Annotated in this window: 22 protein-coding genes; all 22 read right to left on the reverse strand. The window is 44.0% G+C overall.

The window, feature by feature from the left end; translation table 11 throughout:
* Positions 1–16: 16 nt before the first annotated feature.
* Positions 17–400 (reverse strand): Asp23/Gls24 family envelope stress response protein, encoded by a 384-nt coding sequence (locus LI162_RS10660; protein ID WP_015529095.1) that lies wholly within the window; start codon positions 398–400, stop codon positions 17–19.
* A 69-nt stretch (positions 401–469) separates the two neighbouring features.
* Positions 470–2,062, reverse strand: a complete 1,593-nt coding sequence (locus LI162_RS10665; protein ID WP_020436265.1) for a peptide chain release factor 3 — start codon at positions 2,060–2,062, stop codon at positions 470–472.
* Between the two features lie 144 nt (positions 2,063–2,206).
* Positions 2,207–2,818 carry a SpoIIIAH-like family protein gene (locus LI162_RS10670; RefSeq protein WP_015529093.1) on the reverse strand — a complete coding sequence of 204 codons (612 nt, stop codon included), beginning with the start codon at positions 2,816–2,818 and terminating at the stop codon, positions 2,207–2,209.
* 16 nt (positions 2,819–2,834) lie between these two features.
* Positions 2,835–3,464, reverse strand: a complete 630-nt coding sequence (locus tag LI162_RS10675; RefSeq protein WP_227156569.1) for a stage III sporulation protein AG — start codon at positions 3,462–3,464, stop codon at positions 2,835–2,837.
* Positions 3,454–3,720 (reverse strand): stage III sporulation protein AF, encoded by a 267-nt coding sequence (locus tag LI162_RS10680; RefSeq protein ID WP_020436263.1) that lies wholly within the window; start codon positions 3,718–3,720, stop codon positions 3,454–3,456. Before LI162_RS10680 ends, LI162_RS10675 begins: the two co-directional genes overlap by 11 nt.
* A 31-nt stretch (positions 3,721–3,751) precedes the next feature.
* Positions 3,752–4,957 carry a stage III sporulation protein AE gene (locus LI162_RS10685; RefSeq protein WP_227156571.1) on the reverse strand — a complete coding sequence of 402 codons (1,206 nt, stop codon included), beginning with the start codon at positions 4,955–4,957 and terminating at the stop codon, positions 3,752–3,754.
* Positions 4,954–5,340 carry a SpoIIIAC/SpoIIIAD family protein gene (locus LI162_RS10690; RefSeq protein ID WP_020436261.1) on the reverse strand — a complete coding sequence of 129 codons (387 nt, stop codon included), beginning with the start codon at positions 5,338–5,340 and terminating at the stop codon, positions 4,954–4,956. Before LI162_RS10690 ends, LI162_RS10685 begins: the two co-directional genes overlap by 4 nt.
* Before the next feature lie 16 nt (positions 5,341–5,356).
* A complete protein-coding gene (gene spoIIIAC / locus LI162_RS10695; protein ID WP_015529090.1) occupies positions 5,357–5,551 on the reverse strand; it encodes a stage III sporulation protein AC in 195 nt (64 codons plus the stop codon).
* 33 nt (positions 5,552–5,584) lie between these two features.
* On the reverse strand, positions 5,585–6,103 hold the full coding sequence (locus tag LI162_RS10700) for a stage III sporulation protein AB (RefSeq protein WP_055172690.1): 519 nt from the start codon (positions 6,101–6,103) through the stop codon (positions 5,585–5,587).
* Complete coding sequence (gene spoIIIAA, locus LI162_RS10705) at positions 6,091–7,029, reverse strand: stage III sporulation protein AA (RefSeq protein ID WP_055157672.1); 939 nt, start codon at positions 7,027–7,029, stop codon at positions 6,091–6,093. The genes LI162_RS10700 and spoIIIAA overlap by 13 nt, the downstream gene beginning before the upstream one ends.
* A 155-nt stretch (positions 7,030–7,184) precedes the next feature.
* The gene (locus LI162_RS10710) at positions 7,185–9,272 is read right to left on the reverse strand and encodes a polyribonucleotide nucleotidyltransferase (protein WP_020436259.1); all 2,088 of its coding nucleotides are present in this window, start codon (positions 9,270–9,272) and stop codon (positions 7,185–7,187) included.
* A 311-nt stretch (positions 9,273–9,583) separates the two neighbouring features.
* Positions 9,584–9,850, reverse strand: coding sequence for a 30S ribosomal protein S15 (gene rpsO, locus LI162_RS10715; RefSeq protein WP_015529087.1), 267 nt, complete (start codon positions 9,848–9,850; stop codon positions 9,584–9,586).
* A gap of 146 nt (positions 9,851–9,996) precedes the next feature.
* Positions 9,997–10,908, reverse strand: a complete 912-nt coding sequence (locus LI162_RS10720) for a bifunctional riboflavin kinase/FAD synthetase (RefSeq protein WP_055165699.1) — start codon at positions 10,906–10,908, stop codon at positions 9,997–9,999.
* 18 nt (positions 10,909–10,926) lie between these two features.
* Positions 10,927–11,853 (reverse strand): tRNA pseudouridine(55) synthase TruB, encoded by a 927-nt coding sequence (gene truB / locus LI162_RS10725; RefSeq protein WP_227156573.1) that lies wholly within the window; start codon positions 11,851–11,853, stop codon positions 10,927–10,929.
* Positions 11,850–12,827 (reverse strand): DHH family phosphoesterase, encoded by a 978-nt coding sequence (locus LI162_RS10730; RefSeq protein ID WP_055172695.1) that lies wholly within the window; start codon positions 12,825–12,827, stop codon positions 11,850–11,852. The genes truB and LI162_RS10730 overlap by 4 nt, the downstream gene beginning before the upstream one ends.
* Positions 12,828–13,202, reverse strand: coding sequence for a 30S ribosome-binding factor RbfA (gene rbfA / locus LI162_RS10735; RefSeq protein WP_015529083.1), 375 nt, complete (start codon positions 13,200–13,202; stop codon positions 12,828–12,830).
* Between the two features lie 119 nt (positions 13,203–13,321).
* On the reverse strand, positions 13,322–15,976 hold the full coding sequence (infB, locus tag LI162_RS10740) for a translation initiation factor IF-2 (protein ID WP_227156575.1): 2,655 nt from the start codon (positions 15,974–15,976) through the stop codon (positions 13,322–13,324).
* Between the two features lie 57 nt (positions 15,977–16,033).
* On the reverse strand, positions 16,034–16,351 hold the full coding sequence (locus LI162_RS10745) for a L7Ae/L30e/S12e/Gadd45 family ribosomal protein (protein ID WP_081016834.1): 318 nt from the start codon (positions 16,349–16,351) through the stop codon (positions 16,034–16,036).
* Entirely contained in the window at positions 16,338–16,610 is a 273-nt protein-coding gene (gene rnpM / locus LI162_RS10750) for an RNase P modulator RnpM (protein ID WP_020436254.1), read from the reverse strand. The genes LI162_RS10745 and rnpM overlap by 14 nt, the downstream gene beginning before the upstream one ends.
* Before the next feature lie 20 nt (positions 16,611–16,630).
* The gene (gene nusA, locus LI162_RS10755; protein WP_055172696.1) at positions 16,631–17,827 is read right to left on the reverse strand and encodes a transcription termination factor NusA; all 1,197 of its coding nucleotides are present in this window, start codon (positions 17,825–17,827) and stop codon (positions 16,631–16,633) included.
* Between the two features lie 17 nt (positions 17,828–17,844).
* Positions 17,845–18,312, reverse strand: coding sequence for a ribosome maturation factor RimP (gene rimP / locus LI162_RS10760; protein ID WP_020436252.1), 468 nt, complete (start codon positions 18,310–18,312; stop codon positions 17,845–17,847).
* Between the two features lie 238 nt (positions 18,313–18,550).
* Entirely contained in the window at positions 18,551–20,791 is a 2,241-nt protein-coding gene (locus LI162_RS10765) for a DNA gyrase/topoisomerase IV subunit A (protein WP_227156577.1), read from the reverse strand.
* Between the last annotated feature and the right edge of the window lie 7 nt (positions 20,792–20,798).

Consider the following 20,798-nt stretch of genomic DNA (forward strand, 5'->3'; position numbering starts at 1 on the left):
CCTTTCCTGTTCGCTTTTATTCCTGACTCTCCATCTCGACTCCTGCAACCTTAATGTTCACATCAGCCACTTCAAGTCCTGTCATATTCTCAATTGCATTCTTAACTTTCTCCTGCACTCTTGCAGACACCTCAACGATGCTGTAATTGTACTTCAGGTTCAATGCCAAGGATACAGTCACAATACCTTCCAGTACATCAACCTTCACACCTTTGGAAAGATTCTTCATTCCGAGCTTTCCAATCAGTTCATTCGTGATGTTTCCGGCCATAGAAGCAACACCTTCCACTTCTGTGGCAGCAAGCGCTGCAATGATCGCTACAACTTCATCTGCAATCTTAATCTCACCTTTGCTTGCGTCGTTCTGTATTGTATAAATATTTCTTTCGTCCTTTGCCATAATCAAAACCTCCTGTTTTGTCTGATTCTTTCTACATTATATCAAAAATCTTTCTATTTGAAAAGATTTTTATGAACGTCCGAATTCTGACAAAATAAGTCCTTCATTTCTCTCTTCTGTCATACGGATACTCCACTCATGCGCAAAGAGAAGAAGCGGACGTCCCTTCAGATCCATGATCTTCTTCATATCAGATGTTCCGCTCAAGCGATCCATATCGATCTCTTCATTCTCGATCCAACGGATGTACTCATATGGCAGATTCTCCAGACGAATCTCTACATTATATTCATTCTGGAGACGATACTTCAATACATCAAACTGAAGTACACCTACAACACCTACGATAATCTCTTCCATACCCGTGTTGAATTCCTGGAAGATCTGGATCGCACCTTCCTGTGCAATCTGATTGATTCCCTTTACAAACTGCTTTCTCTTCATCGTATCAACCTGACGGACACGTGCAAAGTGCTCCGGTGCAAAGGTCGGGATTCCTTCGTAAGCAAATTTCTCTTTTGATGTTGTCAATGTATCTCCGATCGAGAAGATACCTGGGTCAAATACCCCGATGATATCTCCGCCGTAAGCCTTATCGATCATCTTTCTCTCACTTGCCATCATCTGCTGCGGCTGGGAAAGACGCACATCCTTTCCTCCCTGCACATGATAAACACTCATACCGGCCTCGAATTCTCCGGAACAGATTCTCATGAATGCGATTCTGTCTCTGTGGGCTTTGTTCATATTCGCCTGGATCTTAAATACAAATGCTGAGAAATCTTTCTCTGTCATTGGATCAATCTCGCCATGATCTGATTTTCTTGGAAGCGGAGAGGTTGTCATCTTCAGGAAATGCTTCAGGAAAGTCTCTACACCAAAGTTGGTAAGAGCGGATCCGAAAAATACCGGTGAAAGCTGTCCCTTATCAACCAGTTCCTGATCAAACTCAGCTGCTGCTCCATCCAGAAGTTCAATCTCATCTGCAAGAATGTCTTTTGCATCTGCTCCGATCAGTTCTTCTGTCTCCGGTGCGTCGATCGGTATCATCTTCACTTCACCCATCGCAGTACCCTTTTTCGTATCTGAGAACAGCTCAACTTCACGTTTTGCTCTGTCGTAAACTCCCTTGAATTCCTTACCGGAACCGATTGGCCAGTTGATTGGACAAGTTGCGATTCCAAGCTCTTTCTCTATATCATCTAACAATTCAAATGTATCCTTCGCTTCACGGTCGAGCTTATTGATAAATGTAAAGATCGGGATGTGACGCATCACACAGACTTTAAACAGCTTTCTTGTCTGCGCCTCAACACCCTTGGATGCATCGATAACCATAACTGCGGAATCCGCTGCCATCAAAGTACGGTATGTATCCTCTGAGAAGTCCTGATGTCCCGGTGTATCCAGAATATTAATACAGTATCCACCATAATTGAACTGAAGTACAGAAGAAGTTACAGAAATACCTCTCTCCTTCTCAATCTCCATCCAGTCGGAAACCGCATGCTTCGCAGTTGCTTTTCCCTTAACAGATCCTGCCTGGTTGATGGCTCCTCCGTACAGAAGGAATTTCTCTGTCAATGTTGTCTTACCGGCATCCGGATGGGATATAATGGCAAATGTTCTTCTTTTCTTTATCTCATTCGTAATTTCTGACATTTCTAATCTCCTATCATTTTCACGCAATAGATAACTGTCCGCAGGCATCCCGTAGACAGTTACATAATAAACCAGTAAATAGTGTATCACAAGTCCTCTCTGACAGCAAATCTTTTATAAAAAGTTTTTCCAAAAATATACTTTCTATTCATGAATTGGTGTAATTACAATCTTCTCCGGCTTTACATCTGACTTTCTTGTCACAATATCCTCAATCTGGGCACGGTTTGCATCCGTAAGCTCCTCTGCATTTACAACAACATCTGCACTATCTTCCCCCAGACTTACTACTGCCTCTGAAAATCCTTTTGTTGCCATCAATGTCTCAATTTCCATCTCCGTCTCTGATTGTTTTGTAAGCTCCACCATCTGTGCAACTGCATCTGACTTTTCCTCTTCACTGAGCTCTGTATTGTCTATGATCGACTGCAGTGTTTCTTTATTCTGGGCACGCACCTGTTCTCTTGTAACTTTTGCCTGGGCTACCGTAGTCTGGGCTGAACCATTTGTTAGAACCGCCTCTCCAGGTGTTCCTTCTGTTTCAGAATCATTACTTTCAATTTCTTCGCTTCCTGCTTCTGTATCTTCCTGTGAAATATCCAAAAGTTCCTGATTTGTAAGATCTGCATTAGCTTCTTTTGTTCCTTTCGCATTCTCGCCAAACAGACGTCCCGTGTAGTTCAGATATCCTGCTGCCGCGATCATAACCGCAAGTGCCACAATGATCAACTGGTTTTTCTTCACTTTCCCTTTCATTAAGATAAACCTCCTTTTATGTAGGCGCACGTTTCATTATTTTTATCTTATGCGCTTCTACACCAAATAATGCCTGCACCGCTTCTGTCAGATTCTTCGCGACAACTGCATTCCCGCCTCCATCTGCTATTACAAGAATGCCTTCCACTTCCGGTGCATTTTCTTTACTTACATATGGGATCTGCGTTCCGTCTGTCCCCTGACTGTACACGGTCGTTTTATCCAGAGATTTCTCTTCACTTTCTCTTGTCTCTCCCTGGCTGTCTGCTTCCTTCGTCGTCTGATGTGTGCTTTGCTGATCTTTTTCAACCACCTTCTGTCCTGTAGACTTTAATGTGATCATCACCGTCACCTTTCCCGCCCCATCTACGACACCAAGTGTCTGCGCTGTCTTCTGTTCCAGATATTTTTCATAGTCTGCCATGGAATCTGTCTCATACTTCTCTCCTTTCCCGGATTCCCCGTCAATCTTTGTATCCTTATCCACCTCCCCTGTCTTCGGAACCGGAACCGCAACTACAAGAAGCAGCAGTCCACACAGGAATAAAATGACTAATCTTGTTCTTTTCTGACCACGATCCGCCTGTTTTATCTTCCTTGTGTATCCCACGATCCTTTCTTTCCACTCCTGCCAATTATTGTCCAATTCCGATTTCCTCCCGTTTTATAGAATCCGACATCCGCTCTATTTCTTTCTCATATTGCTGATACACTTCCTTCTGATAAAATTGCTCTGCTTTCAGTCCTTTCAACGCCGCAATAGGGGATAGTGCAAGCAGGATCAGGACAAGTCCACAGAAAAAACGAATATATTTTTCATAATCCTTTCCCGGAATCACCTGCAGAACTGCACTCATAACGAGAAGCATTGAAATGATTTTTTGTATCCATTGTGTAAGCATCCGGCAGATTCCTCCTCTCTCCTCTGAAACCTTAAGATGTTACAGCCACCACAAGTGCAATGCTTAAGACAAACAACAGTGTTGTGGATGCTATTACCTTCACCATAAGCTGATAACCGGAACTAACTCCAGATATGCATGTTGTAATTCTCCGGTCAGAAACCGGTTGGACTAATGCCGCCACAAGTTGGTACAAAAATGCCAATATCAGAAATTCCACCAGTGGAATAAGTGCCAGGACAGCTATAAAAATCATTCCTGCTACACCGATTCCATTCTTAAGAAGTACTGCAACTCCTAATGCAACATCCATTGTACCTCCGGCAACATCTCCGATCCACGGAACCGCCTCCAGTGTTCGTCCCGCAGCAGTCATTTTCAAAGAATCAATTGCCGGATTCAAAAATCCCCGGATCAGACTGATCCCACTCACAGCGGCAATCATACTTTTCAGACTCCATTGGATACATTTTTCCAGAAGTTCTGCAAATTCTGAGAAAAGATCTTCTCCGGTCAGGCAGGATAAGACCCTCACCATCCCGTAGATCTTCACCGCCGGTAAAAGAAAGTGAAGTACAAGCAGTTCCACCAGATAGATCAAGAACAGTATTGTATTATAAAACATCAACGCCGAACTGCTCTTTCCGGTAAATGCAACCGCCAGAAAGAAACTTGGGCAAAACACCTGCATCAATTGGACAAGCTCTCCTGTTTTTTCTTCGGCATATAAATTCATCGATTGATATGCTTCCAGACAGATTGCGATCACAACAAGATACAAAATATAAAAACCCGCTTCCGCTGTCTGTCTGTTTTGAAAGATACTTGTAAAATTCGAGAAAAATGCAGCCGCCACTGTAATCAGCAGCAGGCGCGCCAGATTCTTCCTTCCTTTCTGAAAAACAGAGAACACCTGTCCTGAAAAAAACTCAAGAAATCTTTCTCCCAATTCCTTCGTATTTCCGCTGATCAGCATCTCTGTAAGATCACGAAACCGAACTTTTTCTCCCAGTTCTGTCTCTCCTGATAACTGATCGATCTGCCTGAAATCAAATTCATCCAGCAGACTTTCTTCCATTTGTTCCAGCTCATCCTCCAACATCCCGGAACGATCTTCTGTTTCCTTTTCCTCCGCTGTACCATGCTCTGCTGCATACACGCTGCCATATCCTGTCACAACCGTAAATAAAAACACAAAACAGAAGAGCTTTTTCCAAAAATGTTTTTCCCTTTTCATATCAGAAAATCTCCGATTAGTTCCAACAGCGCAAGAAGTACCGGCATTCCTATCGCAAGGATCGTCAACTTTGTAAAAATCTCAATCTGTACAGCAATATTCTGATACCCTGCATCTTTACAGATTCCGGATGCAAATTCAGCCACATAAGTCACACCGGCCATTTTCAACAGAATACTCATCTGTCCGGCATCCAGTTTTATATAATCTGCAATTTTCTTTACTGTCCGTACAAAGATTTCAAGTCGTGAAAGCATACAAAGAAATAAAAACAAGCTGACTGCAAGACTTACATAAATGCCATATTCACTTTTCCCACTTTTAAACTGCAAAGCAAGTAATGTTCCCACGACACCCAAAAGTGCGATTTGTATACTGTTCAATTCTGTTCCGCCCTCCTTAAAGAGAAAACAATTGCCGGATCGAAGAAAATAAGTCATAAATCGCCGGGAGAACCCAGGATAATACAAGAATCAGCCCTGCAAGACTTGTCAGGAATGCCTGTTCCTCTCTGCCGCTATGCTTCAAAACCTGACTCAGAATAGATACAAGAATTCCCACTGCCGCAATTTTAAATATCAGATTGATACTCATACTCTCCCTCCTCTCCCTTTTGTTCCCGCCCTTTTAAAGCAGAAGGATCACAAGAAAAATCCCTCCTGCTGCCCCCAGCCAGCTACCGAGCTTTTTCTTCTCAGACGTTTCCGCAGTTCTCTTTTCAATTTCCATATCCAGCCTTTTCAAATGATACTCCAGCAGACGAACTACACCTTCTCTGTCTCCTATTTCAAGCAATTCCCCAGGTTCGCAGATCAGAGGATTCATTTTCCCTCTCCATTTCAGTTCCGGAAGATCTTTTCCTATCGTATCTGTCCACAAGTCAGCAAACCGCTTTTCCTGTGTGCCCTGACATTGAAATGCCAGATCCATCAGCCAGTTTTCATAAGGTTCCTTCTCTCTTGATGCAATATTATAAAAAATTTCCGAAAGCGGAAGTCCTGCATACAGTAATTCGCCTTTTATTTGTTCTATAATTCTGCGAAAATGACTCAATTCTTCCAGATAATTCCGAAGTTCTTTTCCATACATCCATCCTGCTCCGGTCGTCGCCAGCAGGATCAGAAAACATCCGACTAATTTCTGCACAGCACACGCCCCCGCTCATCATAGATTTCCCGGATCTTGCCAGGGCCGTGATCCTGTCCAAGCACAACATAACGCTGAAACATTCTTCTGCGGATCAGGTCACCCAGGATCGGCTTTTTAGAAGCCTCATCCATATCAAGGCTGTGTACACTCGCGATCAGCCGGCAGCCGCACTGCATGGCATATTCAATGGCATGGATATCCTCACTTGTGCCGATTTCATCCACTGCGATTACGCGCGGCGCCATAGAACGGATCAACATGATCATCCCCTCCGCTTTCGGACAACAGTCTAAAATATCAGTCCTTGTACCCAGATGATTCTGCGCGATTCCAAGATAACACCCACCAAGCTCCGATCTTTCATCTACCACACCGACAGAACACCCTTTTATGTATTCATTTCCATCCGATATCTGACGGATCAGATCACGGATCAAAGTAGTCTTTCCGCAACACGGCGGAGAAATGATCAATGTATGGCAAATCTGTTTATTTTCCGTAATATATGGAATCAATGCGTCAGCACACCCAAGTACTTCGTGAGAAATTCTTACATTTAGCGAAGAAATATACTGTATATTTTTTACTTTTTCATTTTCTATAATTACTTTTCCTGCCACCCCGACCCTGTGACCTCCTTCCACTGTAATAAATCCCTGTTTCAACTCATTTTCATATGCATAGAGCGAATAATGACAAATATATCCCATTGTCTCACCAATATCTTCTTTCGTAACCAGATACGGGTGTACCGGGTCCGGAAGAACCCGTTCCTGCCCTTTCATCTGAATCAGCAGCGGCTGACCTGTACGTATCCTGATCTCCTGCAGTTCCTCCGGATTACTGACGGATTCTTCTACAAGCTTACGGATTTTTTCTGCCAGCAGATTCCAGACCTGCATCTTCTTGTTCTGTCTTTCCATTTCCATCTTGTCCACCTCTCCAGTTGTTGTCCGTACCCCTCCTCTCTACACAATATATGGATAAGATTCTTAAAGTATTCCTTGCGCATACAAGAAAAGAGGAACAAAACCCAGTTTCCTGAATTCTGTTCCTCTTTTCTTATTCTTTCTGATTCTTATTCTGCAACATCTTTCATGCTGAAGCTGAATCTTCCCATCTTATCTTTACCAAGGCATACAACCTTCACAACATCACCGATGCTTACAACGTCTTCTACCTTGTCAACTCTCTGCTTAGAAAGCTTGGAAATGTGTACCATTCCTTCTTTACCCGGTGCAAACTCAACGAATGCTCCGAATTCTTTGATGCTGATAACCTTTCCTTCAAAAAGCTGTCCTGCTTCGTAATCTGTAACGATTGTCTGGATGTACTTCGCAGCTTTCTCCATGTTCTCTTTCTCTGTACCACAGATAGATACATTTCCTTCATCATCGATGTCGATCTTAACACCTGTCTCGTCGATGATTGCATTGATTGTCTTACCACGCTGTCCGACAACATCACCGATCTTCTGTGGATCGATCTGCATCTGAATAATCTTCGGTGCAAACTCTCCAACTTCTTTTCTAGGCTCAGCGATTGCTTTACTCATAACTTCATCCATGATGTAAGTTCTTGCTTTCTTTGTAGCAGCGATTGCTTCTTCGATGATCGGTCTTGTCAATCCGTGGATCTTGATATCCATCTGGATTGCTGTGATACCTTCGTGAGTACCTGCTACCTTGAAGTCCATGTCTCCGAAGAAGTCCTCGAGTCCCTGGATATCTGTCAGTACAAGGTAATCATCATCTGTCTCACCTGTTACAAGTCCTGCAGAGATACCTGCTACAGCAGACTTGATCGGCACACCTGCTGCCATCAGTGACATACTGGATGCGCAGACACTTGCCTGTGATGTAGATCCATTAGACTCAAATGTCTCAGATACTGTACGGATCGCATATGGGAACTCAGACTCGCTTGGAAGTACCGGAAGAAGTGCTCTCTCAGCCAGTGCTCCATGTCCGATCTCACGACGTCCCGGTCCTCTGGAAGGTCTTGTCTCTCCTACAGAGTAGGACGGGAAGTTGTAGTGATGCATATATCTCTTTGTCTTCTCTGCTTCATCAAGACCGTCGAGCTTCTGTGCTTCAGAAAGTGGAGCAAGTGTTGTCATTGTGCAGATCTGTGTCTGTCCTCTTGTGAACATAGCAGAACCATGAACTCTCGGGATCAGGTCTACTTCTGCTGCAAGCGGTCTGATCTGATCGATCGCACGACCATCCGGACGCTTATGATCTTTGAGGATCATCTTTCTTACTGTCTTCTTCTGATACTGGTAAACAGCCTCACCAAGCTTCGCAAGATACTCTTCGTTGTCTGCAAATGCTTCCTCGAGTCTCTCTGTGATCACACGGATATTCTCTTCTCTTGTCTGCTTGTCATCTGTAAATACAGCCTCTTCCATCTCAGCAGCCGGAACGATCTCCTGGATCGCATCAAAGAGTTCCTGCGGAACAGCAAAGCTCTGATACTCATGTTTCGGCTTTCCACACTCTGCAACGATCGTGTCAAAGAAAGCGATCACTTTCTGGTTCAGATCATGTGCCGCAAAGATTGCTTCAATCATCTTCGCTTCCGGAACTTCCTTCGCACCGGCCTCGATCATGATAACCTTTTCCTTTGTAGAAGCAACTGTCAATGCAAGATCAGATACTTCCTTCTGTGCTGCTGTCGGGTTGAATACGAATTCTCCGTCAACAAGTCCAACCTGTGTTGTAGAGATTGGTCCGTCAAACGGAATATCAGAAATACTTGTCGCAAGTGCAGCACCAAGCATAGCTGTAAGTTCCGGGCTGCAGTCCTGATCTACAGAAAGAACAAGATTCTCAAGTGTTACGTCATTTCTATAATCTTTCGGGAACAGAGGACGCATCGGACGGTCGATGACACGGTCTGTCAGGATTGCATTCTCAGATGCTTTACCCTCTCTCTTATTAAATCCTCCCGGGATCTTTCCTACAGCGTACATTCTCTCATTATACTCTACGCTGAGTGGGAAGAAATCAATTCCTTCTCTCGGCTTGTCAGATGCTGTTGCTGTACACAGTACAGTTGTGTCACCATAATGCATCAGCACTGCACCATTCGCCTGTTTTGCCACACGGTCAACATCCACGCGCAGTGTTCTGCCGGCCAGTTCCATTTCAAACTTTTTATACATGGTTTTCTCCTTTTTATCTTATCTTCGTTTTATATGAGCAGAACAATTCGCTCCGAAACTACTGAAAAATGTACTATTCCATAGCAATTGAAGCCCACTGTAATCGATTGATAATACACTTTTCAGTGGTCTCGGTTCTTCTCTGCCCACAAGCTTTTAAATTATATCATATTCCATAATAAGAAGTAAATAGTTTTCCCAAAAAAGAACAAAAAGTACCAAAAATTCAGACAAAAAGAAACAGACCAGAAACCACATCATCAGATGCAGTTTCTGATCTGTCAATTGATCTTCTTTTTTGGAAAATCTTATTATTTTCTCAGACCAAGTTTCTCGATCAGAGCACGGTATCTCTCGATATCTACTTTCTTGAGGTATGCAAGAAGTCCTCTTCTCTGTCCAACCATCTTAAGAAGTCCTCTTCTTGAGTGGTGATCCTTCGGGTTAGCTTTGAAGTGATCTGTCAGCTCGTTGATTCTTGCTGTAAGGATAGCAACCTGTACTTCCGGTGATCCTGTATCTCCCTCTGTTCTTCCAAATTCTTTGATGATAGCCTGTTTCTTCTCTTTTGCGATCATTGTAATATCCTCCTTAAAATTCTTAGTTAAACCGCCTGGCATTAAGCAATGGTCGGAGTGATCCGATTACCGAACACCGGCTGATTTGATACCTCGGATAGTATAGCACAGAGATATCTGCTTGTAAAGCACAAATTTAAAATCTTTTATCTTTCATCGAATGGATGATTTTTCAGATATTCCTCTCCGTACCGCATATCTTTCATCACGCGGTCTTTGAGTTCTTCAACCGAATGAAATTTCGTTTCCGGACGTTCGAACTCCAGGATCTGCACTGTGGCAGTCTTCCCATAAGCATCGCCTTCATATCCGTAAACATAAACTTCGAACAACCGTCTTTTCTCTTGCGCAACGGTCGGTTTCACCCCGGCATTTCCCACACCGCCATACCATACACCATCCACAAGGACGCGACAGGCATAGACACCGTACTTTGGCAAGATTTTCTTTTCCTGCGGTGCAAGATTCATTGTCGGAAATCCAAGTGTTCTTCCAAGCTGCTGTCCATGTTCCACAACACTGGTGATCTCATACGGATACCCCAGAAGCTTATTTGCAAGAGGAACATTTCCATCGAGGAGAAGTTCCCTGATATAAGTGCTGCTGATCTCCCGGTCTTTGTAATATGCTTTCTCGACCACATCAACTGTATAGCCATATTTCGCTGCATATTTCTCCAGCATCTGGTGATTTCCTCTTTTTTCATGACCAAAGTTAAAGTCCGTTCCGACAACAATGTGTGATGCGTGCAGCTTCTTATGCAGGATTTCATCGATAAATTTCTCTGCTTCCATCTCCATCATTTCTCTCGTAAATGGAATCTCGATCAGATAATCTACCTTGTCCTCAAGAAATGCTCTTCGCTCTTCATTTGTCATCAGACAGTCTCTGTCCATATCAAAGGCACAAACGACACTGTCGCAATCTTCCTTCTGCGCATATTTCATTATTCTGTTGAGCAGCTTCTGATGTCCTCTGTGCAATCCATCAAACTTTCCAAGCGTTACCGCTGTGTGATTTCTTCCGTCAAAGGCATCTAATCCTTTTATATATTGCATGTCTGTCTTATTCGTCCTTTATTTCTCAATTTTCTCTGCTTCAGGATCCAGAAACATTTTCTTAATATGGAACAGCTTCTTCGGTGCACGATACTGATAAAGACCGATAAAATTCTTTCTGGAATCATATACTCTGACTTCCTGTCCATCTGTCCACGCTTCTTTTTCTAACAGAAAACGCTCCGGAAGATCATTTCCGTTATAAGACATCCATGCCTTCGCATCCGTCACAGTAACGGCCGGCAGTTCCGCGAAGATCTGATCCAGCGGAGTGAAAAGTTCTGCACCTTCTCCCTGTTCCATCTTCTGTCGCACTTCATCCAGTGTTACCGCATCTTCTTTCAGGAAACGGCCGACTTTCGTACGCTCAAGTTCTTCCATACAGCCGCCCACCTGAAGCTTCTCTCCAATGTCATGGCACAAAGTACGGATATATGTTCCTTTAGAACAGTCCACCTCCATACGCACATGCGGAAGATTCATCTCCAGAATGCGAATTCCATGGATCTGGACTTTTCTGCTCTTACGCTCCACGGTCTTTCCTTCACGGGCAAGCTCATAAAGCTTCTTCCCATTCACTTTCAACGCAGAGTACATTGGCGGAATCTGATCATATTCTCCGATAAATGATTCGATACAGGAACGTACTTCCTCTTCCGTCAGATCGCCCGGATCCCTCTCCTCCAGAACCTCTCCGGAAATGTCCTGCGTATCTGTCATCTTTCCTAAAAGCAGCAGAGCCTCATATGTCTTATCATGATCTGTCAGAAGCTCACAAACCTTTGTTGCTCTTCCAAGACACACCGGAAGGACTCCCGTTGCATCCGGATCAAGCGTACCTGTATGACCGATCTTCTTCTGTCCGACAACTTTTCGAAGAACCGCAACCACATCATGGGAAGTGTATCCTTTTTCTTTGTAAATATTAACTATTCCGTTTATCATTTTTCCTCGTTTTTCTCTTCTGCCGCTCTAAGCTGTCTTTCAATTAAAAGTGTCAGATTGTTGATCACATCATACGGGGAACCTTTCATTGTAACACCGGCTGCTCTCACATGACCGCCACCACCATAATATTTCGCAACTGCACTTACATCAACGATTTCTTTTGATCTAAGACTTACTTTAAATGTCTGCGGTTCGAGCTCGTAAAGAAGGATTGCAACCTCCACACCTCTTGTCTGACGCAATACGCTGACAATTCCATCCAGATCAGACGGTTTTGCCTGGAAGAACTCCATTTCTTTCAAACGTATCACTGAGACAACCGCTTTCTTATTCAGGATCATCATACTCTCAAGAAGTGCCTTCCCAAGCATCTGATTCTGAACATAGGATTTTTCAAAATATGTTCCGTCAATGATCGCGCTTCCATTGATCCCTTTTCTTAAAAGTGCAGCACCGACTTCCATTGTCTCCGGTGAAGTACAGGAATACTGGAACACTCCGGTATCATGCACAATCCCCATATAAAGGAAAGATGCAATTTCTTCCGTAATCTTCTCCTCATCCAGCAGACGGAAAACAAGTTCCGAAGTAGAACTTGCATCCGGCACGATATAATTCGTGTCTGCAAAAGACTCGTTACTGATGTGGTGATCCACACATAAAGTTTCCTTTGCCTTTTGGAACACCGGCTCGGAAAAACCAAGACGTCTTTCGTCCCCGCAATCCAGACTGATGAAAAGGTCATAAACTTTGCCTTCTACAATCTCATGCTTCGGCACATCTCTGTGTCCCATCATCTGAAATGCTTCCGGAATCTCCTCCAGATACAGATCTGTCTCAATCTCCGGATAATAAGTGGTCAGATAAAGATATAATCCAAGTGTAGAACCAACGCAGTCCCCATCCGGACGAATGTGTCCGCCAATGGCTACACTGTGTTTCCCTTTTAATACATCGTTTAATACGATCATCTATTCCTCAGCTCCATCCTTCAAATCTCTTGTCACTTCGTCAATTTTCTTGCTGATATTTACTCCATATTCAATGGACTGGTCTACGATAAATGTAATCTGTGGTGTGTTGCGCATATTCACTGTACGTGCAAGTTCTCTGCGGATATATCCCTCTGCACTCTGAAGACCTTTGATCGTATCTTCCTGTGCTTTCTTGTCTCCGAGAACACTGATATATGCCTTGCATGTCTTAAGATCCGGTGCTACTTCAACAGCAACAACAGATGTCAGCGGTGCAACACGTGGATCTTTGATCCCGCCACGCAGGATATTACTCAGCTCACGCTGTACTTCTGCATTGACTCTTGTATTCTTAATACTGTTCTTTCTCATGTTATAACTCCTTTTTTATACAGAAAAGTTACTCCTGCAATGTATGACCCATGCACGAGTAACAATTCTGTCACCTGCTGACAATTACAACACTCTGCAAATGTCGGCATCTTTTATTCTTACTTGCGTTCTGTCTCTACCATCTTGTAGGCTTCAACCTGATCGCCTTCTTTAATGTCATTGTAGTTCTCGAATACGAGACCACACTCATATCCTGTTCTGACTTCCTTCACGTCATCTTTGAAACGCTTCAGAGATGCCAGCGGTCCGTCGAATACAACGATTCCGTCACGGATCAGACGAACAGAACAGTTTCTCTCGAAGATACCGTCAAGCACATACGCACCGGCAATTGTTCCAACTCCTGATGCCTTGAATGTCTGACGTACTTCCGCATGACCGAGAACCTTCTCCTCAAAGACAGGATCAAGCATACCCTTCATGGCTGCCTCTACATCTTCGATGGCATTGTAGATAACTCTGTAAAGTCTTAAGTCAACACCCTCGCGCTCAGCGATATCTTTCGCTGTTGCATCCGGACGAACGTTAAATCCAATGATGATCGCATTTGATGCAGATGCAAGGATAACGTCAGATTCATTGATCGCACCAACACCGCCATGGATGATCTTAACAACAACTTCATCGTTACTCAGCTTCAGAAGACTCTGCTTGATTGCCTCTACAGATCCCTGAACATCAGCCTTAACAACAATATCAAGTTCTTTGAGGTTACCTTCCTGGATCTGGTTGAACAGATCATCCAGAGACATCTTGGACTTTGTCTCTTCCAGAAGTTTTACCTTGTTCTGGGAAATAAATGTCTCTGCAAACGCTCTTGCTTCTTTATCAGACTCACATCCTACGAATACTTCTCCCGCATTCGGAACATCATTCAGACCAAGGATCTCAACCGGCTGGGACGGACCTGCTTCTTTCACACGTCTTCCCTTGTCATCCATCATCGCTCTTACACGACCATGAGCGCTTCCTGCTGCGATCGCATCTCCTACGTGGAGTGTACCTTTCTGTACAAGAACAGTTGCAACAGATCCCTTACCTTTATCAAGCTCAGCCTCGATCACAAGACCACGTGCGGCACGGTTCGGGTTCGCTTTCAGTTCCATAACCTCTGCTGTCAGAAGGATCATCTCAAGAAGATCCTGGATTCCTTCATGTGTATGCGCTGATACCGGAACAAAGATTGTGCTTCCGCCCCAGTCTTCCGGAATCAGTTCGTATTCTGTCAGTTCCTGTTTTACACGTTCAACATTCGCACTTGGCTTATCGATCTTGTTGATCGCAACAATAATCTCAATTCCTGCTGCTTTCGCATGGTTGATCGCCTCAATTGTCTGTGGCATAACACCGTCATCCGCAGCAACTACAAGGATTGCGATATCTGTAGAGTTTGCTCCACGCATACGCATTGCAGTAAATGCCTCATGTCCCGGTGTGTCGAGGAATGTGATCTTTTCTCCGTTAATCTCAACAACAGATGCACCGATGTGCTGTGTGATACCACCGGCCTCACGACCTGTTACATTACTGTTACGGATTGCATCCAGAAGAGATGTCTTACCATGGTCAACATGACCCATAACACATACAACCGGTGGGCGTTTTACCATAAGGCTTTCGTCTTCTTCATCCTCTTTCAGAAGTTCTTCGATCACATCTACAACTTCTTCTTTCTCACAGAGAACATCGAATTCCATCGCGATCTCTTCTGCTGTCTCATAATCAACTTCCTGATTTACAGTTACGATCTTGCCCTGCATGAAAAGCTTCTTAACAATAACAGAAGGAACGATCTTCATCTTATCAGCAAGCTCTTTAATTGTAAGGACTTCTGGAATCACGATCTGTTTGATCTGCTCTTCCTGCTTCTCTTCCTTCACCTGTGGCTTCTTCACTTCCACTGCCGGTTTCTGCTTCTTGCCTTTTCTTCCTTTTCCTTCGAAAGCTTCATCTCTGTATTCTTTCTTCTTATTATCTCTTTCTTTGTCTTTCGCTTTGTTTCTCTGTGTCTTCTGCTGTTCTACGATCGGTGTAGCGTCACTTCTGTCGTTTCTGCGATTGTCATTTCTTCTGTCAGAGCGCTGTCCCTGTCCGCGTCCGTCTCTTCCGTCACGGTTCTCTCTTCCATCACGGTTGTCGCGTCCCTGGAATCCGTCACGTCCTCCTCTGTCAGAACGCTGTCCGCGTCCGTCTCTGTCCTGACGTGGTCCTCTGTTTTCGCCTCTGTTCTCGCCATTAGAACGTCTGTCTCCAAATGGTTTCTGTCCCTGTCTGTCAGAGCGTACCTGTCTTCCCTCACCACTCGAACGTCCTGTTCTTTCTGTTCTTGATCCCTGCGGTCTCTCAGAACGTGCTCCGTTCTGTGCCGGACGTGCCGGTCTGTCCTCTGCTGCACGAACCGGTCTTTCGCTTTTTGCTGCCGGTTTCTCTGTACGAGCCGGTTTTCCTTCACCATTCGAACGGCTCTGTCCTGCTGCCGGGCGTTTTCCATCACCGTTTGGACGACCCTGGTTCTGTCCCTGACGTCCCTGTCCCGGACGTTTTCCCTGCAGTCTGCTGCTGTTCTTTGAATTCTGTGGGCGAACTACAAATGCAAGATTTTTCTTCTTTGGAGCACCCTCTTTTTCTGTTGTTTTATCTGCAGCCATCTCAGCATCTTTGCCAGCTGCTTCTCTTCTAATATCTTCTGCCACGTTATCCTCCCTGGTGTTTAAACTCTTTTTATTTTCATTCTGCATCTTCTCATCTGCCATATAAATCTACCTCCTTCAAGCAATCAACGGGGAACCTTTGTCTTCTACTCCCATTCATCAGGTACGGGATTTCAGTTCTTTTAATATTCCTTTTGCAAATCCTTCGTCTAATATCGCCAGAGATGCACGGAATTGTTTTCCCATCGCATGCCCCAAGGTATCTTTATCTCCGTAAACTATCATTGGAACTTTATAAAATTTACACATGTCACGGAATTTTTTCTTTGTATTATCTGAAGCGTCTTCTGCAACAACTACAAGGCTTGCTCTTCCGGACTTCGTCTGTCCTTCTGTCATAAATTCACCGCTTGCGCAGCGCCCCGCTTTCGTTGCCAGACTGATCAGAGACAGTACTTTATCTCTAGCCAATCTCATCCATCTCCTTTTCCAGCCGTTCATATACTTCCTGCGGTATTGCCTGCTTAAAGGAACGCTCCAGTCCTCTGTTCTTCACAGCCTGCTCAAAACATGCCTTCTGCGGACAGAGATACGCTCCACGTCCGTTTTTCTTTCCGGTTGTGTCAATGACAAATTCTTCTTCCTCTGTTCTGAGGATCCGAATCAGTTCCTTCTTTGGTTTCATCTCGCCGCAGCCTACACATTTACGCATAGGTACTTTCTTCTTTACTGCCAAACAATTCACTCCCTCAGATCTTACTCTTCGTCTGTCTCAACGAATTCAATCTCATCTGCTCCGTCTTCATCAGCTGCATCTGCCGGAACATCATCGTACTCTTCTTCCTCTTCTCCGACTGTATAGCCTTCTTCTCCGACCATACCCATCTGCTCCATGTAATTCTCCGGAAGATCTCCACACTCAATTGCCTGTGTCTCACTCTTGATATCGATCTTGTATCCTGTCAGACGGGCTGCAAGTCTTGCATTCTGGCCTTCTTTACCGATTGCAAGCGAAAGCTGATAATCAGGAACAATAACTCCTGCAATCTTCTCATCCGGATCAGCCATAACAGAAATAACCTTCGCAGGGCTGAGTGCATTCTCAATCAGAAGTGCCGGATTCTCATCCCAGTTAATGATATCAATCTTCTCACCACGAAGCTCTTTTACGACTGCATTTACTCTTGCACCGTTCATACCAACACAAGCTCCGACCGGATCAACATTCGGATCGTTAGACCATACAGCCATCTTTGTACGGGAACCAGCCTCACGGGCAATGCTCTTGATCTCAACTGTTCCGTCCTTTACCTCTGCAACCTCTGATTCAAACAGACGTTTTACAAGTTCCGGATGTGTACGGGATACAAGGATCTTTGGTCCCTTTGGTGTGTTCTTAACTTCTACGATATAAAGCTTAATACGCTCTGTCGGCTCGAAATGCTCTCCTTTCACCTGTTCGTTCTCTGTAAGGATTGCATCTGCTTTTCCAAGATTCACACTGATATTCTTGCCAATATAACGCTGTACGATACCTGTTACGATATCCTTCTCTTTCTCGAAATACTGATCAAATACTGCCTTGCGCTCTTCTTCTCTGATCTTCTGAAGAATCAGGTTCTTTGCATTCTGTGTTGCAATACGTCCGAATTCCTTGGAATGAAGCTCAACCTGTGCGATATCTCCGATATGAAGTGCCGGATTGATCTTCTCTGCATCCTCAAGACTGATCTCGATTGCAGGATCAAATACTTCTTCAACAACTTCTCTCTCTGCGTATACAGAGTAGTCACATGTCTTGCGGTCCATAACGATCTTAATATTATCGGATGTTCCGAAGTGGTTCTTACATGCACTTAAAAGTGAATTCTCAATGGCCTCCAACATGACATCCTTGCTGATGTTCTTCTCTTTTTCAAGAATATCCAATGCTTCGAGTAATTCTGTGTTCATTTTTCTTTCCTCCTAAATTAAAAATCCAAAGCCTGACGGATCAAAGCGATTTCTTTTCTGTCAAATGTCTGCTCTGTCTCATCTTCGTATGTGATGGTCACTGTATTCTCATCATAACTCTTTAAAATTCCGACGAACTCTTTCTGTCGGTCGATTGCACGGTATGTGCGGATCTCTACTTCTTCTCCAAGATTTCTCTTAAAATCCTTCTCTTTCTTAAGTGGTCTTCCAAGTCCCGGAGAACTTACTTCAAAGATATAGGAGTCTTCAATATAATCCTTCTCATCAAGGATATCGGAGAATCTCCTGCTGACTGCCTCACAGTCATCCACGGCAATTCCGCCTGGTTTGTCAATATACGCGCGAAGGTACCAGGTACCTCCTTCTTTCACATATTCTACATCTACCAGCTCAAACCCGAGTTCCTCTACGATAGGCTCGAGAAGTGCTTCTGTCTGCTGTTCATAATCTTCTCTTCTGGACACGCTGCGTCAAACTCCTTTTCTTCTATAATATAGTTTGTGATCTGATTCATAAAGAATTTTCCATATCACCAAAGAAGAGTGAACTTTCGTCCACTCTTCTGCCAATTCCTTATGTAACTATATTTACTCTAGCACTTTTCTTTGAGGAAATCAAGGGGTTTTTGCACATTTTCTTACAATACCTTAGAAATCCCCTTAACTTTCTCTTTCTTCACCGTCTCCGCTTCCGGCAAGACTTCTAGCGGCTTTTGGTTCCTGTTCCATCCCGTTTCGCCAGTTTCAGGCGGTTCAGTGAAACTGTCTTTTCTCCATAAGTAATCTTCGTCTCTGTTCCTTCTTCAAAAAGATAAACTTCTTCTAATTCATCCTTCTTCTGAAGCTTAATTCCTCTGACACCGACAGCTGCTTTTTTCTTCTCAGGAACATCTGCAGATAAAAACCTCAGGAAATATCCGTTCTTCGTCTGAAGGACAACATTCTGATACTCCGTCACAACCTTCACTGCGACAAGCCTGTCTTCTTCCTGCAGCTTTGTTGCCGCGATCGTGCGCTTGGATACCTGGAACTCACTTCCATCCACACGCTTGATCATTCCCTGTGCTGTTGCAAACAATAATTTTGAATAACGCATCTGCTCTTCTTCACAGATCATAACAATCTGTTCTTCACTGCTTGAATAATTACTTACATTATCAATCGGAATCCCTTTGTCTCTGAACTTTCCATGTGGAAGATCAAGCACCTTCACCTGATGCATCTTGCCTTCATCTGTAAACAGACAGAGTTTTCCAATGTTCATACAATGCACAATGTATTTGTTCTCTTTGTCTGCAGCTTCTTTATTCCTCTCATAGACTCCGGTATCCACTGTCTTCGCGTAACCAAAGCGATCCATCAGAAAGACGACCTGCTGCTCTTCAATCTTCTTCTCTTCAAAAACAGCTTCTTCTGCATTCTCCACAACGGTACGACGCTTTCTTCCGAATTCTTTTTTATAACTGTCAAGCTCTTCCATGATCACGCCTGCCATAGAATCATAGTTATTTAAAATATCTTCATAACGGGCAATATTTTCTAATGTCTTCTCATGTTCTTTCTGAAGTGCTTCAATCTCCAGACCGATCAGACGATAAAGACGCATCTCCAGAATTGCCGTTGCCTGACGTTCTGTAAAACGGAGCATTGCCGCCATCTTTTTGGAAATCGCAGACTTGAACTTAATGTTTTCCGTCTCACCGTTTACCAGACAGGCACGCGCATCTTTTACAGATTTACTTCCTCGTAAAATCTCAATGATCAGGTCGATCACATCACATGCTTTGATCAGACCTTCCTGAACTTCACTCTTCTCCCGCTCTTTGCCAAGCAGAGTTGTATATTTTCTCGTCGCAAGCTCAAACTGGAAATCCACATGATGCTCAATGATCTGTTTCAGGCTTAAAGTCTCCGGTCTGCCATTCACAACCGCCAGCATATTTACGCCAAAGGTATCTTCCAGACGTGTCTTCTTATAAAGCATGTTCTTCAGGTTCTCAACATCCGCACCACGCTTCAATTCGATCACGATACGGATTCCTTCTTTTGAAGACTGGTTTGAAATATCAACGATATCTGTCGTCTTCTTGGATTCCACAAGATTGCAGACATCGTTTAAGAACTTTCCGATTCCGGCTCCGATCATCGTGTATGGGATCTCTGTGATCACAAGCTGCTTCTTGCCGCCTTTTAATTCTTCCACTTCCACTTTTCCACGCAGCTTGATCTTCCCCTGTCCGCTCTCATAGATTGCCGGAAGATCATCCTTATTGACCACAATTCCTCCGGTCGGGAAATCCGGTCCTTTGATATATTTCATCAGCTGCTTTGTAGTGATTTTGTCATTCTTCATATATGCCTTGACCGCATCGACCACTTCGCAGAGATTATGTGTCGGGATACTTGTCGCCATACCGACTGCAATTCCTTCCGCACCATTGATCAGAAGGTTCGGCACACGCATCGGAAGCACAAGCGGTTCCTTCTCTGTCTCATCAAAGTTTGGACCAAAATCAATAACATTCTTATCCAGATCGGCCAGACATACTTCCTGCGTGAATTTCGTAAGGCGCGCCTCTGTATAACGCATCGCAGCAGCTCCGTCTCCCTCAATGGATCCAAAGTTACCGTGCCCTTCAACAAGAACCTGTCCCTTCTTGAAGTCCTGCGCCATTACTACAAGAGAATCGTAGATGGAACTGTCTCCATGCGGATGATATTTACCCATCGTATCTCCGACGATACGTGCACTCTTACGATAAGGCTTATCATAACGGATACCAAGCTCGTACATATCATAAAGTGTACGACGCTGAACCGGCTTGAGACCATCACGGACATCCGGAAGTGCTCTGGCGATAATAACACTCATCGCATAATCAATATAAGATTTCTTCATAAGATCAGAATATTCTGTCCTTATGATCTGTGATTCATTACTCATTCTTCTT

The sequence above is a fragment of the Mediterraneibacter sp. 210702-DFI.3.120 genome, assembly GCF_020561005.1.
GTDB lineage: Bacteria > Bacillota > Clostridia > Lachnospirales > Lachnospiraceae > Mediterraneibacter > Mediterraneibacter faecis.

What these genes read in the sequence shown, in the direction of transcription:
- spoIIIAC (WP_015529090.1), bottom strand. Translation starts at nt 5,551, where the DNA reads ATGAGTATCAATCTGATATTTAAAATTGCGGCAGTGGGAATTCTTGTA.
- LI162_RS10660 (WP_015529095.1), bottom strand. Translation starts at nt 400, where the DNA reads ATGGCAAAGGACGAAAGAAATATTTATACAATACAGAACGACGCAAGC.
- LI162_RS10765 (WP_227156577.1), bottom strand. Translation starts at nt 20,791, where the DNA reads ATGAGTAATGAATCACAGATCATAAGGACAGAATATTCTGATCTTATG.
- LI162_RS10745 (WP_081016834.1), bottom strand. Translation starts at nt 16,351, where the DNA reads ATGAGATTGGCTAGAGATAAAGTACTGTCTCTGATCAGTCTGGCAACG.
- rpsO (WP_015529087.1), bottom strand. Translation starts at nt 9,850, where the DNA reads ATGATCGCAAAAGAGAAGAAACAGGCTATCATCAAAGAATTTGGAAGA.
- LI162_RS10730 (WP_055172695.1), bottom strand. Translation starts at nt 12,827, where the DNA reads ATGATCGTATTAAACGATGTATTAAAAGGGAAACACAGTGTAGCCATT.
- LI162_RS10665 (WP_020436265.1), bottom strand. Translation starts at nt 2,062, where the DNA reads ATGTCAGAAATTACGAATGAGATAAAGAAAAGAAGAACATTTGCCATT.
- LI162_RS10680 (WP_020436263.1), bottom strand. Translation starts at nt 3,720, where the DNA reads ATGCTTACACAATGGATACAAAAAATCATTTCAATGCTTCTCGTTATG.
- infB (WP_227156575.1), bottom strand. Translation starts at nt 15,976, where the DNA reads ATGGCAGATGAGAAGATGCAGAATGAAAATAAAAAGAGTTTAAACACC.
- LI162_RS10685 (WP_227156571.1), bottom strand. Translation starts at nt 4,957, where the DNA reads ATGAAAAGGGAAAAACATTTTTGGAAAAAGCTCTTCTGTTTTGTGTTT.
- LI162_RS10670 (WP_015529093.1), bottom strand. Translation starts at nt 2,818, where the DNA reads ATGAAAGGGAAAGTGAAGAAAAACCAGTTGATCATTGTGGCACTTGCG.
- truB (WP_227156573.1), bottom strand. Translation starts at nt 11,853, where the DNA reads ATGATAAACGGAATAGTTAATATTTACAAAGAAAAAGGATACACTTCC.
- nusA (WP_055172696.1), bottom strand. Translation starts at nt 17,827, where the DNA reads ATGAACACAGAATTACTCGAAGCATTGGATATTCTTGAAAAAGAGAAG.
- LI162_RS10710 (WP_020436259.1), bottom strand. Translation starts at nt 9,272, where the DNA reads ATGTATAAAAAGTTTGAAATGGAACTGGCCGGCAGAACACTGCGCGTG.
- LI162_RS10720 (WP_055165699.1), bottom strand. Translation starts at nt 10,908, where the DNA reads ATGCAATATATAAAAGGATTAGATGCCTTTGACGGAAGAAATCACACA.
- spoIIIAA (WP_055157672.1), bottom strand. Translation starts at nt 7,029, where the DNA reads ATGGAAAGACAGAACAAGAAGATGCAGGTCTGGAATCTGCTGGCAGAA.
- rbfA (WP_015529083.1), bottom strand. Translation starts at nt 13,202, where the DNA reads ATGAGAAAGAACAGTATTAAGAATACAAGAGTCAATGCAGAAGTACAG.